Source organism: Pedobacter antarcticus (genome assembly GCF_900103515.1).
Classification (GTDB): domain Bacteria; phylum Bacteroidota; class Bacteroidia; order Sphingobacteriales; family Sphingobacteriaceae; genus Pedobacter; species Pedobacter antarcticus.
Window position 1 is genome coordinate 99,855 of record NZ_FNGZ01000009.1, and the last position, 14,784, is coordinate 114,638.

Here is a 14,784-nt window from a genome sequence, read left to right on the forward strand (position 1 = left end):
CACACAAACACCTGTGCTGAAATTATGTTTAAAACATTAATTAAAATATACGTAGGTGATCCCATCGCCGCCACGATCGGCATGCTCATCCTCCATACGATTGACTTGCTTGTACTTACGCAAGTATTCCCTAATCATTTTACGCAGTATGCCATCCCCTTTTCCATGAATCAACTTAATAAATGGAAAGCCCATCATGATTGATTTATCCATATACTTTTCTACCTCCTGAATCGCTGCTTCCGCACGCATTCCCCGCAAATCTAATTCTGCACTGAAATTACCTATAGCATCAGAGATTCTACCGGAGAAAGAATTGGACTGCACGAGTTTTTTAATCTGCTTATTACTTATTTTCTGAACTCTGTCTTTCTTAACTACTGAACGCAGATCTCCCAAAGCAAGAACAAGGTTTCCTCTGTTAATCTCCAGAACCTGGCCAGTCGTATCACTATTAAGCAATTGTACCCAATCTCCTACTTCGATAGGAGTGTTTAAAGGTTCGGCTACTTTAACCACCTTTTTTTCTTCCTTCACCTGATGCTGAACGAGTTCTTTATGTAAATTCTGTCGCAATTGGCGTGTTGCTTCTTTATCAGCCTGGTTCTCCTTTATACCTGCAATGGTATTTTCAACAAGTTTATTAGCGTTCTTAATGATTGTCTGTGCTTCAAGTTTTGCTTCACGAATTAGAGTTCTGCGATTTTCTTCGAGGAATTCCTGTAATTTCTCATTTTCAGAAACCAAGTTTTTCACTTTATTCTGTTGCGTAGACAGTTGAATTTTAGTATCATAGATCTGCTTTTTCTCCCGCTCCAAGTCGACTAATAAGCTGTCAATTCTATTCTGATTCGTTCCAGTTTTCTCACGAGCTAATGCCAGGACTTCGGGCTGCAAACCAATATTCTGCGCTATTTCAAATGCATATGAACTACCTGGCTTACCGATTTCCAGAACATACATGGGTTTCATTCGATCATTATCAAATAACATCGATGCATTTTCCAGACCCGGTGTATTACCCGCAAAGAGTTTCAGATTGGAATAGTGAGTTGTAATTACGCCTCTAACTTTTCTTTTATTCAGAACTTCCAGAACCGCCTCAGCCATTGGACCACCAAACTGCGGATCAGTTCCGGTACCAAATTCGTCGATCATTACCAGTGTTTTCGGCGTAGCATGTGCAACAAAGTAACGCATTTTGGTTAGATGGGCACTGTAAGTACTCAAGTCACTCTCAATACTTTGATCGTCACCGATATCCGCAAAAATATTTTCAAATACTCCCACTTCACTGGATTCATGTACGGGAATTAACAAGCCTGTCTGCACCATAAGCTGCAGCAGTCCAACCGTTTTCATACAGACCGACTTTCCACCTGCATTTGGTCCCGATACAAGAATAATACGCATATCTGCATTCATATGCATATTCAGCGGAACCACCGTCTTTTTATCTTCTTTAAAAGAAAGGTAAAGTAATGGATGTCTGGCATTAATTAGCTTGATTCTTGGTTCAGTAACCAGTACCGGCATATCCGCTTCTACCTCAATGGCAAACAAAGCTTTGGCCCTTACAAAATCCAGTTTAGTCAGGAAACCGTGGTAAGAGATAAGTAACGGCTGATAAGGTCTTAATTCATCGGTCAATGCAATCAATATTCGTATAATTTCCCTCCTCTTATCGAACTCCAGGTCTCTGATCTTATTATTCAGTGTAAAAACCTCTTCCGGCTCGAGATAAACTGTCTGGCCGCTGGCAGACTCATCATGAATAAACCCCTTAAGTTTCCTTTTATTCTCGGCCAATATAGGAATACATATTCTGCCGTCCCTTACAGTCAGACTACCATCGGCTACCCAGTTACTGGATACTGCCTGCTTGTAAATACTATCCATCCGCTTACGGACTTCCTGTTCAGCTTTAGATATTTCAGCAGTGATTTCCTGGAGCTTTGCAGATGCATTAGGTTTGATTTTTCCTTTCGGATCCAATACAGCCTCGATTTTCCTAAGTATAGTTTTTTCTACAGGAAGATGTTCGAAAAGTGCTTCCAGATTAGGATATACTTCTTTTCTTTCTTCAAAAAAACGCAATACAGAAAAAACCGTCTGTAATGAGAGGTAGATCTGAAACAATTCTTCCTCCATTAAATAACTTCCTTCTACACGGATCTTATCCGCGAGCGATTTAATATCATAAAAGGAACTGATCTGTAACGGTTCCTGATTTTCCAGGATACTTTTAAATTCTTTGGTTTGCCTCAAAAATTTGTTAATCTGGTCATATTTGGTCATGACCTGCATTTTGCTAACCATATATTGGCCCATCGGGCTCAGGCAATGCTTATACAGCAATTCCCGGACTTCACTAAATCCTAATCTGTCTAAACAATTCTCGGGATATATCATCTTAATCGTACCTTTTTAGCACTGTCGGTTTTCAAAGGTTTCAATCTTTTTTTAACCCTGTCCAGGCTGTCTTGTTTTAATTTTTTAACCTTGTCTTCACGAATCTTCTTCCGTTTTTCCTCGGCTTTATCTTCCACTTCTTTTACCTTTTTAAGTCTCTCAGAAACCTTATTATAAACACCACTCAGCAATTCAGGTTCCTTATAATAGTAATCCAGACTTATGGAATACAACGCAGAGTCTACATGGTACTTCTTGTAAATTCCATTATACCAGGCAGCACTGACTTTTCTTGCAGAATCCTGTCCGGGAACAGAAGAAATATAACCATCTGCAAGATGCATATCATATAATATATCAGACATCTGGTCGGGTTGAATAAATTCTTTTGGAACCTTCGAAGATTCACAGGCGGCCAGAATGACAGCCATCAAACAGGCGTAGCACAAATATTTCATGTTATGGCTTATTTTCTATAAAAATTGTGGAGCAGCGGGCCGGGAAGCATACATACGCTCAGGTAAAACATTAATTTTTCTTAGCTATTTGGGCTAAGGTTGTTAATTTTACCAAAAATACTGATAAATGAGCATAGCAGACAACTTATTGAAATATAAAAAAGAATTAGAAGGTGAGGGCGTAGAATTAATAGCTGTATCTAAATTCAATAACGCAACGGCCGTACAAGAGGCCTATGACGCCGGACAGCGTATTTTCGGCGAAAATATCGTTCAGGAATTGGTTGAGAAACAAGAGACACTTCCGAAAGATATCCAGTGGCATATGATCGGTCACCTGCAAACCAATAAGGTGAAATATATTGCGCCGTTCATCAGTCTGATACAATCAGTAGATAGCCTAAAACTACTTATCGAGATCAATAAACAAGCTTTAAAAAATAAACGGGTAATTGACTGCCTGCTGCAGATCTATATCGCAGATGAGGAAACCAAATTCGGACTGGATCATGCTGAGGCTGTGGAGTTATTAATGAGCGAAGAATATCTTGCTATGGAGAATATAAGAATAACAGGTCTGATGGGCATTGCTAGTAATCAGGCTAGTGATAAGCAGACTAAGGATGAGTTTCAGGAATTAAAAGTTCTCTTCGATGGTATCAAAGTTAGTTTTTTTCGCAAAGTTGACACTTTCAAAGAGTTATCTATGGGTATGTCAGGCGATTATAAACTAGCCATAGAAGAGGGTTCAACTATGATCCGCGTGGGAAGCAGTATTTTCGGAACACGTAAAATTAAAGCCCCTAAAGCCTAATGGAAATAAACTTAAGATTTGCCGAGAAGGCCGATTGTCCTCGTTTATTAGAGTTAATACATGAGCTTGCCTTATTTGAGAAAGCTCCTCAAGAAGTGACTGTAACTTTAGAAGAGTTTCAAGATGCAGGCTTCGGTAAAGATCCTGTCTGGAAAGCTTTTGTTGCTGAAGATGAAGATGGCATTCATGGTATGGCTTTATATTACGTGAGGTATTCGACGTGGAAAGGTAAAAGACTATATCTCGAAGATTTTTTAGTTACCGAATCCAAACGTGGCACAGGAATTGGAAAATTATTGTTCGAACGGGTAATTGAGGAAGCCAGAACCCAAAAATTTAACGGAATGAACTGGCAGGTCCTCGACTGGAATGAACCAGCAATCCGTTTCTATAAAAAATACCAGGCTGACCTTGAGGCAGACTGGTTAAATGCTTCATTTACAAAATCCAAACTTTATGAAAACTAAAAGCATTGCCGGATTAATTTTATTGACAGGTCTGTATGCCTGCACATCCAATACACCTAAAGGAAAAAATACAGCCGATCAATCCACTGAGACCGTTAGCCTGACAGATACCTTAAAGTATAAATTCGACTCGGTTAAGGTTGTCAGTACCAGTAAATTACTTGGTGAAGGAGCAAATCAGGAACCAACAACGGCAAAAGTCATATTTCCTGTATTTAATACGGAAAGTGTAAATCAGTATGTCACTAACGAAGTTCTGTCCTTAAGCGGAAAAAAATTACAATTTAAGACTTACAATGAGTTAACGGCAGGGTTCATTAAAGAATTCGATGTTTTTAATACCAAGGATAACAATCCAAACGGCAACTCCTGGTTTGAATATATCGATTTAAAAGTAGCAGCAAACTATCCGAATTATCTGTCTCTTAAATTCACTTATTCCGAATATAAAGGTGGTGCACATCCAAATACGTTATTCTCCTATTTAAATTACAATCCCCAATCTGGTAAAGTTATCACACTGGACTCATTGGTTAAGACAGATTCCAAAACACAATTGGTTGCAGTTGCGGAGAAGATATTTAGGAAGAATGAAAAATTAAGTACTACAGCCAGCCTATCTGACGGATACTTTTTTGATGGGGGAAAGTTCGCTTTAGCACAAACATTTACACTCACTCCTGACGGCCTTATGTTCCTTTACAACCCCTATGAGATTAAGCCCTATGCAGCTGGTGTCACAGAATTAATTATCCCTTATTCACAGATTAAAGAGTTTCTAAAACCTGCTTCAGTCTTAAACAATTTCATCCACTAATGGAAGTATACAAATTCGGCGGTGCCTCAGTATTCAATGCCGCTGCGATAAAAAATATGGCGGGAATTATCAGGGCTACTGCTCCTGAGAAATTACTGGTCGTAGTTTCTGCAATTGGCAAAACCACTAATAAACTGGAAGAACTTGCCTATGCCTATATCAACGGAGAAGAGCGTGCAACAACAATTCTGGAAGAAGTAAAAACTGCTCATTTTCAAATTATCGAGGAGCTTTTTGACAATCCTACACAACCCGTTATCAATGAGATAGCCAATACTTTTGTGGAGATTGAATGGTTGCTGGAAGAAGAAGCCAACGATTCAGCAGAATATATTTACGATCAGATTGTATCTGTAGGAGAACTCTTATCGACACGGATTGTGGCAGCCTATCTTCAACAAGATGGCGTTAAAGCGGTATGGGTAGACGCGAGAAACTACATTAAGACAGATAACAGTTATAGAGAAGGCATAGTGGACTGGGAAGAAACCAAGTCTGGAATTGTACAGCATCTTGCCCCGCTTTTACAGACATCCGTTGTAGTCACGCAAGGCTTCATTGGCGGTACAAGTGAGAATTTCACGACTACACTGGGCAGAGAAGGTTCAGATTATTCCGCAGCCATCTTTTGCTCTTGCCTAGATGCCAGGGCGCTAACTATATGGAAAGATGTACCCGGCGTCTTAAATGCCGATCCGAAATGGTTTGACCAGACACAAATGATCCCGCAGCTTTCCTATCATGATGCGATTGAACTAACGTATTATGGTGCCACGGTAATCCATCCAAAAACCATTAAACCGCTGCAGAACAAAAACATACCACTATACGTCAGATCGTTTATTGAGCCTGAAGGGGCAGGTACTGTCATTGACCAGCAAACCAGTCCTTTACCTGTTCCGTCTTTTATATTTAAGGTCGATCAGGTTTTGATTTCAATTTTACCTAAAGATTTCTCTTTTATTATAGAAGAAAACCTGAGTCATATATTTAACCTTTTTCATCAGCATAAGGTTAAAGTAAATACCATGCTGAATTCTGCTTTAAGCTTTTCGGTAAGCGTAGATCAGGATAAAGACAAAATAAGCCAGCTGATCCAGGCATTGTCCGCAGATTACAAAGTGAAATATAATGAAGGCCTTGAGCTCGTCACTATTCGTTATTACAATCAGGACACTATAAACCGCGTTAGCACAAATAAAAACATCTTACTGGAAGTAAAAAGCAGAAATACCTGTCAGATGGTAATGAAAGATAAATCAGCCAGTGAATAAAGCCATTCTTCAGCCACAGGTGCAGGACTTTTTATTTGAGAATTCATCCCTGGATGTAAACCAAGTTGCTTTGTCAAAAAGTTCCTTTCCTGGTATCAGCGGACAGGAACTATCCATGCAACTAGCTTCTCGTAAAAAGGCAGAAAAGAAGCTTCCTGACTGGTTCAAGACTAAAGGAGTATACTATCCCCCGCTACTGTCCATGGAACAATGTTCTTCGGAGACTACAGCTGAATTTAAAGCGACCTTAGTTAAAGGCGAAAGCTTAATAGACCTCACAGGTGGATTTGGGGTTGATTGTTATTACTTCGCTAGAAAATTTAGTATAGTAATACACTGCGAGTATAATGCAGCATTGTCTGATATTGCCGCATCGAATGCACACCCGCTTCAGGAAAAAAACATTCAGTTTATAAATGGCGATGGGATTGAATATCTAAAAGCATCAAATGCCCAGTTTGACTGTATCTATCTGGACCCTGCAAGAAGAGCTGCAGGCAGTAAAGTATTTCAGTTAAAAGACTGCAGTCCTGATGTAGTTCAGCACCTCGGTTTATTGTTGAGCAGAAGTAATCAGGTGATGGTTAAAACTGCGCCGCTTCTGGATATTTCAGCCGGACTAAAGGAACTGACAAATGTCGCTGAAGTGCATATTATCAGTGTAAAAAATGAGTGCAAAGAACTGATCTGGATTCTGAAAAGAGATTTCCAAGGCAGTCCGGAGATTGTAGCACATACCATTAACGATCAGATTAAACATTTCAGCTTTCGTAGAGGTGAGGAAAAGATCGTTGCTCCTGAAGAAGAACCAGTTCAGGGCCACTATCTCTACGAACCGGATGTTGCGTTACTTAAAAGCGGCGCATTTCAGCTAATAGCAGAACGATATGGTTTATATAGAATTCATCCCCAGACTCAGCTCTATCACTCCGTTGAATTACAATCTCAGTTTCCAGGACGGATATTCAAGATCGATTCTATTAAAACCGCAGGTGAACTCAAGAAAGAAAAAGGATTAATGGGAAATGTAATAGTTAGAAATTACCCGGATAAGGCAGCTGCTTTAGTTTCTAAGTATCGTATTCAGCCGGAAGATCATATTTTCTATCTTTTTACACAGAGTACTAAAAAAGGAAAAATAATCATTAAAGCACGGATCATTCAGCACTATTAGAAAAAATAATCACAAAAGCCTCACCTTATTTATATTAAGGTGAGGCTTTTTTGTATGGCATGGATCAGACTTTTTTAACATGCACTGCCTGCAGCCCTTTTTTACCTTCGGCAACTTCGAATTCTACCTCATCATTTTCTTTCCGACTTTCTATGCCCCCGGCGACGTCTTTGAAGTGAACGAAAATGTCTTTATTACCTTCATAAACTATAAATCCATAACCCTTTTGCGTGTCGAACCATTTTACTCTTCCGGTACTCATAATGCTAATTGTAAAAATTAATAATTTCTTGCCTTAACCTGTTCATCAGGCAGATTTTAAACTCTTTTGAATTTTAAAATTCCGTTATATTAAATTTAAAAAAAACCAATAAGTTTTGAAAAATTATTTATTAGGTTGCGGAGTAGTACGCAGATAAGGTTTGATCACTTTATGGCCTTTCGGAAATTTAGCAGGAATATCTTCAGTTTTGATACTGTTCATTACGACTACATCGTCACCATCTTTCCAGTCTGCAGGAGTAGCTACACTATACTTTGCCGTTAATTGCAGAGAGTCAATTACCCTTAATACCTCATCAAAATTTCTACCTGTGGAAGCCGGATAAGTTAACATAAGTTTTATTTTCTTATCTGGCGAGATGATAAACAAAGAACGCACTGTAAGTGTCTCAGATGCATTTGGATGAATCATGTCGTATAGGTTGGCCACTTCTTTCTCTTCATCTGCGATAATTGGAAATTCAACCTCCGTGTTTTGTGTTTCATTAATATCGTTGATCCAGCCTTGATGCGACTCAACTGAATCTACACTCAGGGCGATGACCTTGACCCCTCTTTTTTCAAACTCTCCTTTTAAAGAAGCTGTACGTCCAAGTTCTGTAGTACATACCGGAGTATAATCTGCAGGATGAGAAAAAATGACACCCCAGTTATCACCCAGAAATTCATAAAAATCAATGTCACCAATTGATGTTTTAGCGTTAAAATTGGGAGCTATATCTCCTATTCTGATACTCATAATATATAATTTAATTGAATATGATCATTTTAATTACTACTAATGTAGTAGATATTGAATGGAAAAACAAAGAAATACAACTGGATTTTACATTTGCCCGATGACTATGACTTTCCTGATATAAAAGACAAAAAAAAGCCCGGCACAAATGCACCGGGCTTTCCAATAAAAAAATTAAAATTAATTATAGACCTTAATCATATAAACATAGTCTTCGATCTTTTCAATCTGTCTGGTTCTATTAAGACCTTGCAAAGGGTTCTTTTTAGAAAAAGCTACCTTTTTACCCAAGGAGTCTTGTGGAATCGCATTTAATGCCTCCAGAATATATTTAGATTTGATCGCAAAAGCGGCACCTTCAACCTGATTCTCTTTAGCTGTAATTACACCAATGATATTACCCTGATTATCAAGTAATGGACCTCCGCTGTTTCCTGGATTAATAGGAATAGAAACCTGGTATTGTGTAGTATCTCCGCCATGTCCGGTTCTGGAACTTACGTAACCTTCGCCAAGAACCGCATCATCTTTAGGGAAACCTAATGTATATACATTTTCTCCCATGCCAATTGCATTCTTTTTAAGTTTGTAAGGCAAAGTTGCAAGCGGGCTGAATGATTCATCAATAATTTTAAGAATCGCAATATCATACTGTGGATCACGATAAACAACCTTTACTTTATAAGAATCACCTTTATTATTTTGTACATAGATTGAATCAGCATCCCGGATCACATGGAAGTTAGTACATAAATAACCATTTGCAGTTAAAGCAAAACCGGTACCGCCAAACTTAGCCGCGTTCAAATGACCTTTTTCCTGTTTAGCAGGAGCATTTAATGACCGGACGAGTTTATTCTGACTGTTTTTAATATTTGTAATTTCCCTGCGCATTACCTCATAAGTACCGTTCTGTTTGGTATTATGTTGTATAGAATAGATTGAAAATATACTGATAAGCAGAAAAGAAGCCGCAATAGCAAAAGCAGATTTATTTTTACGCCACATGTTCACTATATAAGAAGGATGCGGTTTGTATTCCTCTATAAGGCTTTCCATATCCATTTCTGCATGCGCCTTATCCATTTTCTGAATTAAGGAATGCATATCTCCATATTGCTTCAGAGAGTCTAAGAAGAATTTATGTGCAACTACTTTATGATCCACAGCAGGATCATTTACCCGCAGCAGCTCAAAGCCTTCTTTTTCTTCCGGGGATAATTTACCCAATAGGTAATCTTCAATAATTGCTTCTAATTCTATCTCGTTCCTCATGCCGTGTCAGGTTTGAAAAATAACTTCTTTAATCTTTGCAAGCATTTATATTTTTGAGTCTTGGCATTATCCGTATTGGTATAGCCAAACTTCTCGCAAATATCCTGCATGCTGAGATTGTTAATATAAAAATCCTGAATAATTGTTTTGCAGGGTTCGCCCAGATTTTTCAATGCTGAACCCATTTTCTCAAATTGAAGATCTTTTTCTTCGTGCTCCTCTACATCAACATCAACTGCGATTACATCTTCAAAATCCGAAACATTACCGGTTGTTTTACTTTGCTGTGCAAGTTTTTTCAACCAGATTCTTCTGCATACGGAATAAATATATGTTTTCAGTTTACTGCTTAATTCGAAATCTCCGCTCTTTATCTTGTTATATAATATAATAATAGCTTCCTGATACACATCCTTCGCGTCGTCTTCATCCCCATTATTATTCAAGATCAGTTGCAAAATCATCGGAAAATATCCGATGTACAACCTGTTGAGCACATCTTCCGAGTTATTCAGTATACCTAAAACTACCTCTCTATCTGTTGGAACTGAACTGCTTAACTTATTACTCACTATTAATACATTTATATGTAAATGGTAACCCAATATTAGACAAAAAAAAACTTTAATCTTTTTTTTAAAAAGCTGGGTTACCTTTTGGCCTTTGGGGTATTAATCTGTAAAATTAATTAATTATTTTAAACAGTATTCAAATGAAAAACTTATTTAAATTCGGCTTTTTAGCTTTAGCAATCTCTTTATCAGTAGCAGCATGTAACTCAGAAAACAAAGCTGAAGCAGTAGATACAACTGTAACTGATTCTTCAACTATCGTTACTGACGTTGATACTACAGTTAAAGATTCTACAGTTCAAGATACTGCTGTTAAAACTACTACTACTGAAGTTAAACCAGCTCACTAAGCTAGAATTACCCTTATAAAAAGGCTTTGGATCAATCCAAAGCCTTTTTTTTTGACATAGATTTGGGTATCTTTGGGCAGTAAAAAACAAACCCATTCATGAATTTATCTTCACTTCAGGCCATCTCCCCGGTCGACGGACGCTACAGAAGCACCACTCAGGATCTGGCAAAGTACTTTTCAGAGTCTGCACTGATCAAATACAGAATTTATGTAGAGATTGAATATTTCATCGCTCTTTGTGAAACAGGACTTGCTGGTTTAAGCAGTTTCGACCGTTCGAACTATGGTAAACTTCGTGAAATCTTCACAGGGTTTAGCGATGCAGATGCGCAGGAAGTAAAGGATACTGAAAAAGTAACAAACCATGATGTTAAGGCAGTAGAATATTTTATTAAAAAACGTTTTGATAACCTGGGTCTTCAGGAATTCAAAGAATTTATTCATTTTGGCCTGACATCTCAAGATATCAATAATACAGCCATCCCTTATACTTTTAAACTTGCTTTAGCTGAAGTATATTATCCGCAGATTACCAAACTGATTGAAAGGATCAAAGAACTCGCTGCTGACTGGAAAGATGTACCACTTTTAGCCCATACTCATGGACAGCCTGCTTCCCCTACTAAATTGGGTAAGGAATTTCTGGTTTTTGCAGAGAGACTTGAAATACAACTGGCAAGCCTTAAGCAAATTCCAAACAGTGCAAAATTTGGCGGAGCTACCGGAAATTTCAATGCACACCACATTGCGTACCCACAAATCAGCTGGGTAGAATTCAGTAACCAGTTCGTCAATGAAACACTGGGGCTGAGCCGTGCGCAGCACACCACGCAAATTGAACATTACGATCAGTTTGCCGCACAATGCGATGCGCTGAAAAGAATTAATACGATTATAGTAGATATGGACCGCGATATCTGGGCGTATATCTCCAAAAACTATTTCAAACAGAAGATTAAAGAAGGAGAAGTTGGATCTTCAGCAATGCCGCATAAAGTTAACCCGATTGACTTTGAAAATGCAGAAGGTAATGCCGGATTAGCGAATGCGCTTTTTGAATTTTTTGCTACTAAACTTCCAGTTTCCAGATTACAAAGAGATCTGACGGATTCTACAGTTTTAAGAAACGTAGGTGTTCCATTAGCCCATACTATGATTACCATAGCTTCTACAATTAAAGGATTGAATAAATTATTGCTGAATGAAGAAGCTATTGCGGCCGACCTGGAAAATAACTGGGCAGTGGTGGCGGAAGCTATTCAAACTGTATTGCGCAGAGAAGCTTATCCAAATCCTTACGAGGCCTTAAAAGACCTTACACGTACCAACCAGAAGATAACAGCACACACTATGGCAGAATTTATTGACGGACTTCAAATTAATGAGGATCTGAAAGCAGAGCTGAAACAAATCACGCCATTTAACTATACCGGAGTATTTTAGAATCATTTTAAAGATAATGACCTAAAACAGACACCGATATCTGCGTTTGAATGACGAATTATATATTTTTGTAAGAAAAAACAGACCATGACTATTAACGTATATACAGAACAAACACCAAATCCTGCTACCATGAAGTTCATGGTAAATAAGCTTCTGATTAACGGCAGCGAGGATTTTGCAACAAAGGAAAGCGCGGCAATCTCTCCATTTGCTTCTGAATTATTCAAGTTTAATTTCGTTAACGGCGTGTTTTTCGCAAGTAATTTCGTGACGATTACCAAAACTGAAGATGCAGAATGGGCAGATATCGAACCGATTCTCAAAGAATTCGTAAAAGGTGCTGTAGAATCAGAATATAAAATCAAAGAGGTTACAGCCGAAGAAGCTCCAGCATTTGAAGGAACTGATCTGGAAAAGAAAATTCAGCAGATTCTATTTGATTATGTCCGTCCGGCAGTAGAGCAGGATGGCGGCGCGATCAGCTATAAATCTTTTGATGAAGGCGTAGTTACAGTAGAACTACGTGGATCATGCAGTGGATGTCCGTCGTCTACGATCACTTTGAAATCCGGTATCCAGAACTTATTACAACGTATGGTGCCTGAGGTCAAAGAAGTTGTATCCAACGCAATGTAAAATCATCTTAAGGAGTATAAAAAAAGCGTGTTATCGAACGATAATACGCTTTTTTTATACTCTTTCTATAGCACAGATCTCATTTAATAAACAGATCAGGCTTTATTAAAATGCTTTCCAATTGCCGATAAAATTTCCTGATCAATCAGACCATTCGTAGCGAGTATTTCCCTTTTTTGAATAAATTCAGGTCCGCCGCTAAAATTCATTACCTGTCCGCCTGCCTGTTTAACGAGAAAAGCACCGCCAGCCACATCGTATGAATTCAGATTATATTCAAAAAAAGCATCAAAACGTCCACATGCTACATAGGCGAGATCTACCGCAGCAGAGCCCATTCTTCTCAAACCATGTGTTTGCTGCATTAGTTCAGCGAGTAACTTCATATATTCCTGTTGCTGATCAAACTGATAGTAAGGGAATCCAGTCGCAAGCAAAGTATCACTTAGCCTGTTACGTTGAGAAACACGTATCACTTTATTATTTAAAAAAGCCGGAGCACCCTGATAGCTGTAGAACATCTCTCCGCGGTTAATTTCATATACCACACCGAGTACAGGCTCCTCCCCTTCATAAAGCGCAATGCTGATAGAATAAACGGGTACACCGTGAATAAAGTTAGTGGTACCATCCAGAGGATCAATTATCCAGTTAAATGTAGCACCCTTCTTTTGACTCGTACCCTCTTCTGTCACGAAACCGGCTTCAGGTATTAAAGTAGACAGATTATCTACCAGATGTTGCTCCGCAGTTTTATCCACGTAAGAAACTAGATCATTTAATCCCTTCGTTTCAATGCTGCTCGCGCTGAAATTCATAGACTCTTTTCTGATAAAGTTTCCGACAAGACGCGTAATCGCGATCACCTTGGTGCTTAATAATTCGTAATTCAATTCGCTTAGATTAAGATATTTCTTTATTTCCTTTCCGGACTGCCGATACCACCATCAGTAAACCACTGATAAACAATAAAGCAGAAATCAATTCGGCCTGTGTAAATGCAATTCCAGCGACATGATACTTGGTATTGACACGGATCAGCTCTACAAAGAACCTTTCCATACCATTCATCATCAGATAAATACCAAACAACATTCCGGGTAATTTGATGCGCTCACGGATTCTCCAGAGCACCAGAAATAAGATCAAACAAACTATAACTTCGTATAAAGGCGTCGGATAAACAGGTAAAGGAAGTTCCATACAGAAACGTCCGGTACAACCGGGAATCTGCACACCTTCCATCGCAACGTTATTAGGATAAGTATATGCCCACAGCCAATCAGGAAGCCAGTTAAATGGTTTGGCGTGTGTATTTACGATCCCCCAGTCGCCATCACCGGAAAGGTGACAGCCAATCCTGCCGACGCTATAGGCAAGCATCATACCGGGCCCGCCGACGTCTAGCATATGCAACGGTTTAATTCCATTTTTCCTGGCAATATACAATACAGCAGCACCACCGCAGATCAGTCCGCCATAAAAGGTAAGGCCACTGAAAGACAAAAGTCCGCCAATCGGATCCTGAACAAAAGTATCCCAATGTTCAAGGTTATCAAAAATCTTCGCACCTAAAAACCCCCATACCGCAGCCCAGACAATCATATGCCCCATGAGTTCGTGCGGATGAACAGTAATTTTTACCTGTTTAGGCTGAGCGAGCTTATATTTTCCCTTTTCTTTGTAATCCCAGTATACGAATAAGGCTGCCAATAAGATACCCCCGATGATATTGCCTTTCAGAGAAAGTAAAACCGACTGTGCATCATTTACAAACAGTCTGTAATTCAGCAATGCATAAATCAGTTTATACCCTATTAGAAAACCGAACAATCCATTAGAAATCATTTCAGTTAATGTCGCAGGCTGCCCTATAGTTTCTACACGGGTAACCGGATGTAGTATACCAAGCGCTTCTTTTCTTTGTAATTCTTTAGTAAATGCCCAATAACCAGCAATAAATGCGAGCGCTACAAATACACCGAAAGTATTAAAGGGCAGGGGGATATCAATCCCAAATGCATATGATAAGAAATGAGAAACGGTAGGGAACATAGTTCAGGTTT

Annotated in this window: 16 protein-coding genes; 8 read left to right on the forward strand and 8 right to left on the reverse strand. The window is 38.8% G+C overall.

What is annotated here, in order from left to right; genetic code table 11:
• Positions 1-36: 36 nt before the first annotated feature.
• Together BLR53_RS16090 and BLR53_RS16095 are read right to left on the reverse strand one after the other, a co-directional pair.
• Complete coding sequence (locus BLR53_RS16090; RefSeq protein WP_037441635.1) at positions 37-2,412, reverse strand: endonuclease MutS2; 2,376 nt, start codon at positions 2,410-2,412, stop codon at positions 37-39.
• Entirely contained in the window at positions 2,409-2,870 is a 462-nt protein-coding gene (locus BLR53_RS16095) for a DUF4296 domain-containing protein (protein WP_081857520.1), read from the reverse strand. The genes BLR53_RS16090 and BLR53_RS16095 overlap by 4 nt, the downstream gene beginning before the upstream one ends.
• A 127-nt stretch (positions 2,871-2,997) precedes the next feature.
• Between BLR53_RS16095 and BLR53_RS16100 the strand changes: the two genes are divergently transcribed.
• The 5 genes from BLR53_RS16100 to BLR53_RS16120 are packed head-to-tail and all read left to right on the forward strand — an operon-like array spanning position 2,998 to position 7,416.
• Positions 2,998-3,684, forward strand: a complete 687-nt coding sequence (locus tag BLR53_RS16100; protein ID WP_074591183.1) for a YggS family pyridoxal phosphate-dependent enzyme — start codon at positions 2,998-3,000, stop codon at positions 3,682-3,684.
• Positions 3,684-4,151, forward strand: a complete 468-nt coding sequence (locus BLR53_RS16105) for a GNAT family N-acetyltransferase (RefSeq protein WP_037441628.1) — start codon at positions 3,684-3,686, stop codon at positions 4,149-4,151. Before BLR53_RS16100 ends, BLR53_RS16105 begins: the two co-directional genes overlap by 1 nt.
• Entirely contained in the window at positions 4,141-4,968 is an 828-nt protein-coding gene (locus BLR53_RS16110) for a DUF3298 and DUF4163 domain-containing protein (protein ID WP_037441627.1), read from the forward strand. The genes BLR53_RS16105 and BLR53_RS16110 overlap by 11 nt, the downstream gene beginning before the upstream one ends.
• A complete protein-coding gene (locus BLR53_RS16115; RefSeq protein ID WP_074591185.1) occupies positions 4,968-6,242 on the forward strand; it encodes an aspartate kinase in 1,275 nt (424 codons plus the stop codon). Before BLR53_RS16110 ends, BLR53_RS16115 begins: the two co-directional genes overlap by 1 nt.
• Entirely contained in the window at positions 6,235-7,416 is a 1,182-nt protein-coding gene (locus BLR53_RS16120) for a class I SAM-dependent methyltransferase (protein WP_074591187.1), read from the forward strand. Before BLR53_RS16115 ends, BLR53_RS16120 begins: the two co-directional genes overlap by 8 nt.
• 64 nt (positions 7,417-7,480) lie before the next feature.
• On the opposite strand, the gene BLR53_RS16125 is transcribed toward BLR53_RS16120, so the two are convergent.
• The 4 genes from BLR53_RS16125 to BLR53_RS16140 form a co-directional block, all read right to left on the reverse strand.
• On the reverse strand, positions 7,481-7,678 hold the full coding sequence (locus BLR53_RS16125) for a cold-shock protein (protein ID WP_074591189.1): 198 nt from the start codon (positions 7,676-7,678) through the stop codon (positions 7,481-7,483).
• A 123-nt stretch (positions 7,679-7,801) separates the two neighbouring features.
• Positions 7,802-8,437, reverse strand: coding sequence for a peroxiredoxin (locus tag BLR53_RS16130; protein WP_037441619.1), 636 nt, complete (start codon positions 8,435-8,437; stop codon positions 7,802-7,804).
• Positions 8,438-8,617: 180 nt separating this feature from the next.
• On the reverse strand, positions 8,618-9,712 hold the full coding sequence (locus BLR53_RS16135) for a S1C family serine protease (protein ID WP_074591191.1): 1,095 nt from the start codon (positions 9,710-9,712) through the stop codon (positions 8,618-8,620).
• On the reverse strand, positions 9,709-10,284 hold the full coding sequence (locus BLR53_RS16140; RefSeq protein WP_037441616.1) for an RNA polymerase sigma factor: 576 nt from the start codon (positions 10,282-10,284) through the stop codon (positions 9,709-9,711). Before BLR53_RS16140 ends, BLR53_RS16135 begins: the two co-directional genes overlap by 4 nt.
• 140 nt (positions 10,285-10,424) lie before the next feature.
• Between BLR53_RS16140 and BLR53_RS16145 the strand changes: the two genes are divergently transcribed.
• The 3 genes from BLR53_RS16145 to BLR53_RS16155 all read left to right on the forward strand — a co-directional run bounded on the left by BLR53_RS16145 (position 10,425) and on the right by BLR53_RS16155 (position 12,718).
• The gene (locus BLR53_RS16145) at positions 10,425-10,634 is read left to right on the forward strand and encodes a hypothetical protein (protein ID WP_037441614.1); all 210 of its coding nucleotides are present in this window, start codon (positions 10,425-10,427) and stop codon (positions 10,632-10,634) included.
• Between the two features lie 98 nt (positions 10,635-10,732).
• Entirely contained in the window at positions 10,733-12,079 is a 1,347-nt protein-coding gene (gene purB / locus BLR53_RS16150) for an adenylosuccinate lyase (protein ID WP_074591193.1), read from the forward strand.
• Positions 12,080-12,166: 87 nt separating this feature from the next.
• The gene (locus BLR53_RS16155) at positions 12,167-12,718 is read left to right on the forward strand and encodes a NifU family protein (protein ID WP_037441610.1); all 552 of its coding nucleotides are present in this window, start codon (positions 12,167-12,169) and stop codon (positions 12,716-12,718) included.
• A 95-nt stretch (positions 12,719-12,813) separates the two neighbouring features.
• Here the strand turns inward: BLR53_RS16155 and BLR53_RS16160 are convergent, their stop codons facing one another.
• Together BLR53_RS16160 and BLR53_RS16165 are read right to left on the reverse strand one after the other, a co-directional pair.
• Complete coding sequence (locus BLR53_RS16160) at positions 12,814-13,611, reverse strand: inositol monophosphatase family protein (RefSeq protein WP_074591195.1); 798 nt, start codon at positions 13,609-13,611, stop codon at positions 12,814-12,816.
• A gap of 10 nt (positions 13,612-13,621) precedes the next feature.
• Complete coding sequence (locus BLR53_RS16165; protein WP_074591197.1) at positions 13,622-14,773, reverse strand: prolipoprotein diacylglyceryl transferase; 1,152 nt, start codon at positions 14,771-14,773, stop codon at positions 13,622-13,624.
• Positions 14,774-14,784 lie beyond the last annotated feature (11 nt).

Coding starts and splice junctions, on each gene's coding strand:
- BLR53_RS16090 (WP_037441635.1), bottom strand. CDS start 2,412: ATGATATATCCCGAGAATTGTTTAGACAGATTAGGATTTAGTGAAGTC.
- BLR53_RS16095 (WP_081857520.1), bottom strand. CDS start 2,870: ATGAAATATTTGTGCTACGCCTGTTTGATGGCTGTCATTCTGGCCGCC.
- BLR53_RS16100 (WP_074591183.1), top strand. CDS start 2,998: ATGAGCATAGCAGACAACTTATTGAAATATAAAAAAGAATTAGAAGGT.
- BLR53_RS16105 (WP_037441628.1), top strand. CDS start 3,684: ATGGAAATAAACTTAAGATTTGCCGAGAAGGCCGATTGTCCTCGTTTA.
- BLR53_RS16110 (WP_037441627.1), top strand. CDS start 4,141: ATGAAAACTAAAAGCATTGCCGGATTAATTTTATTGACAGGTCTGTAT.
- BLR53_RS16115 (WP_074591185.1), top strand. CDS start 4,968: ATGGAAGTATACAAATTCGGCGGTGCCTCAGTATTCAATGCCGCTGCG.
- BLR53_RS16125 (WP_074591189.1), bottom strand. CDS start 7,678: ATGAGTACCGGAAGAGTAAAATGGTTCGACACGCAAAAGGGTTATGGA.
- BLR53_RS16130 (WP_037441619.1), bottom strand. CDS start 8,437: ATGAGTATCAGAATAGGAGATATAGCTCCCAATTTTAACGCTAAAACA.
- BLR53_RS16135 (WP_074591191.1), bottom strand. CDS start 9,712: ATGAGGAACGAGATAGAATTAGAAGCAATTATTGAAGATTACCTATTG.
- BLR53_RS16145 (WP_037441614.1), top strand. CDS start 10,425: ATGAAAAACTTATTTAAATTCGGCTTTTTAGCTTTAGCAATCTCTTTA.
- purB (WP_074591193.1), top strand. CDS start 10,733: ATGAATTTATCTTCACTTCAGGCCATCTCCCCGGTCGACGGACGCTAC.
- BLR53_RS16155 (WP_037441610.1), top strand. CDS start 12,167: ATGACTATTAACGTATATACAGAACAAACACCAAATCCTGCTACCATG.
- BLR53_RS16165 (WP_074591197.1), bottom strand. CDS start 14,773: ATGTTCCCTACCGTTTCTCATTTCTTATCATATGCATTTGGGATTGAT.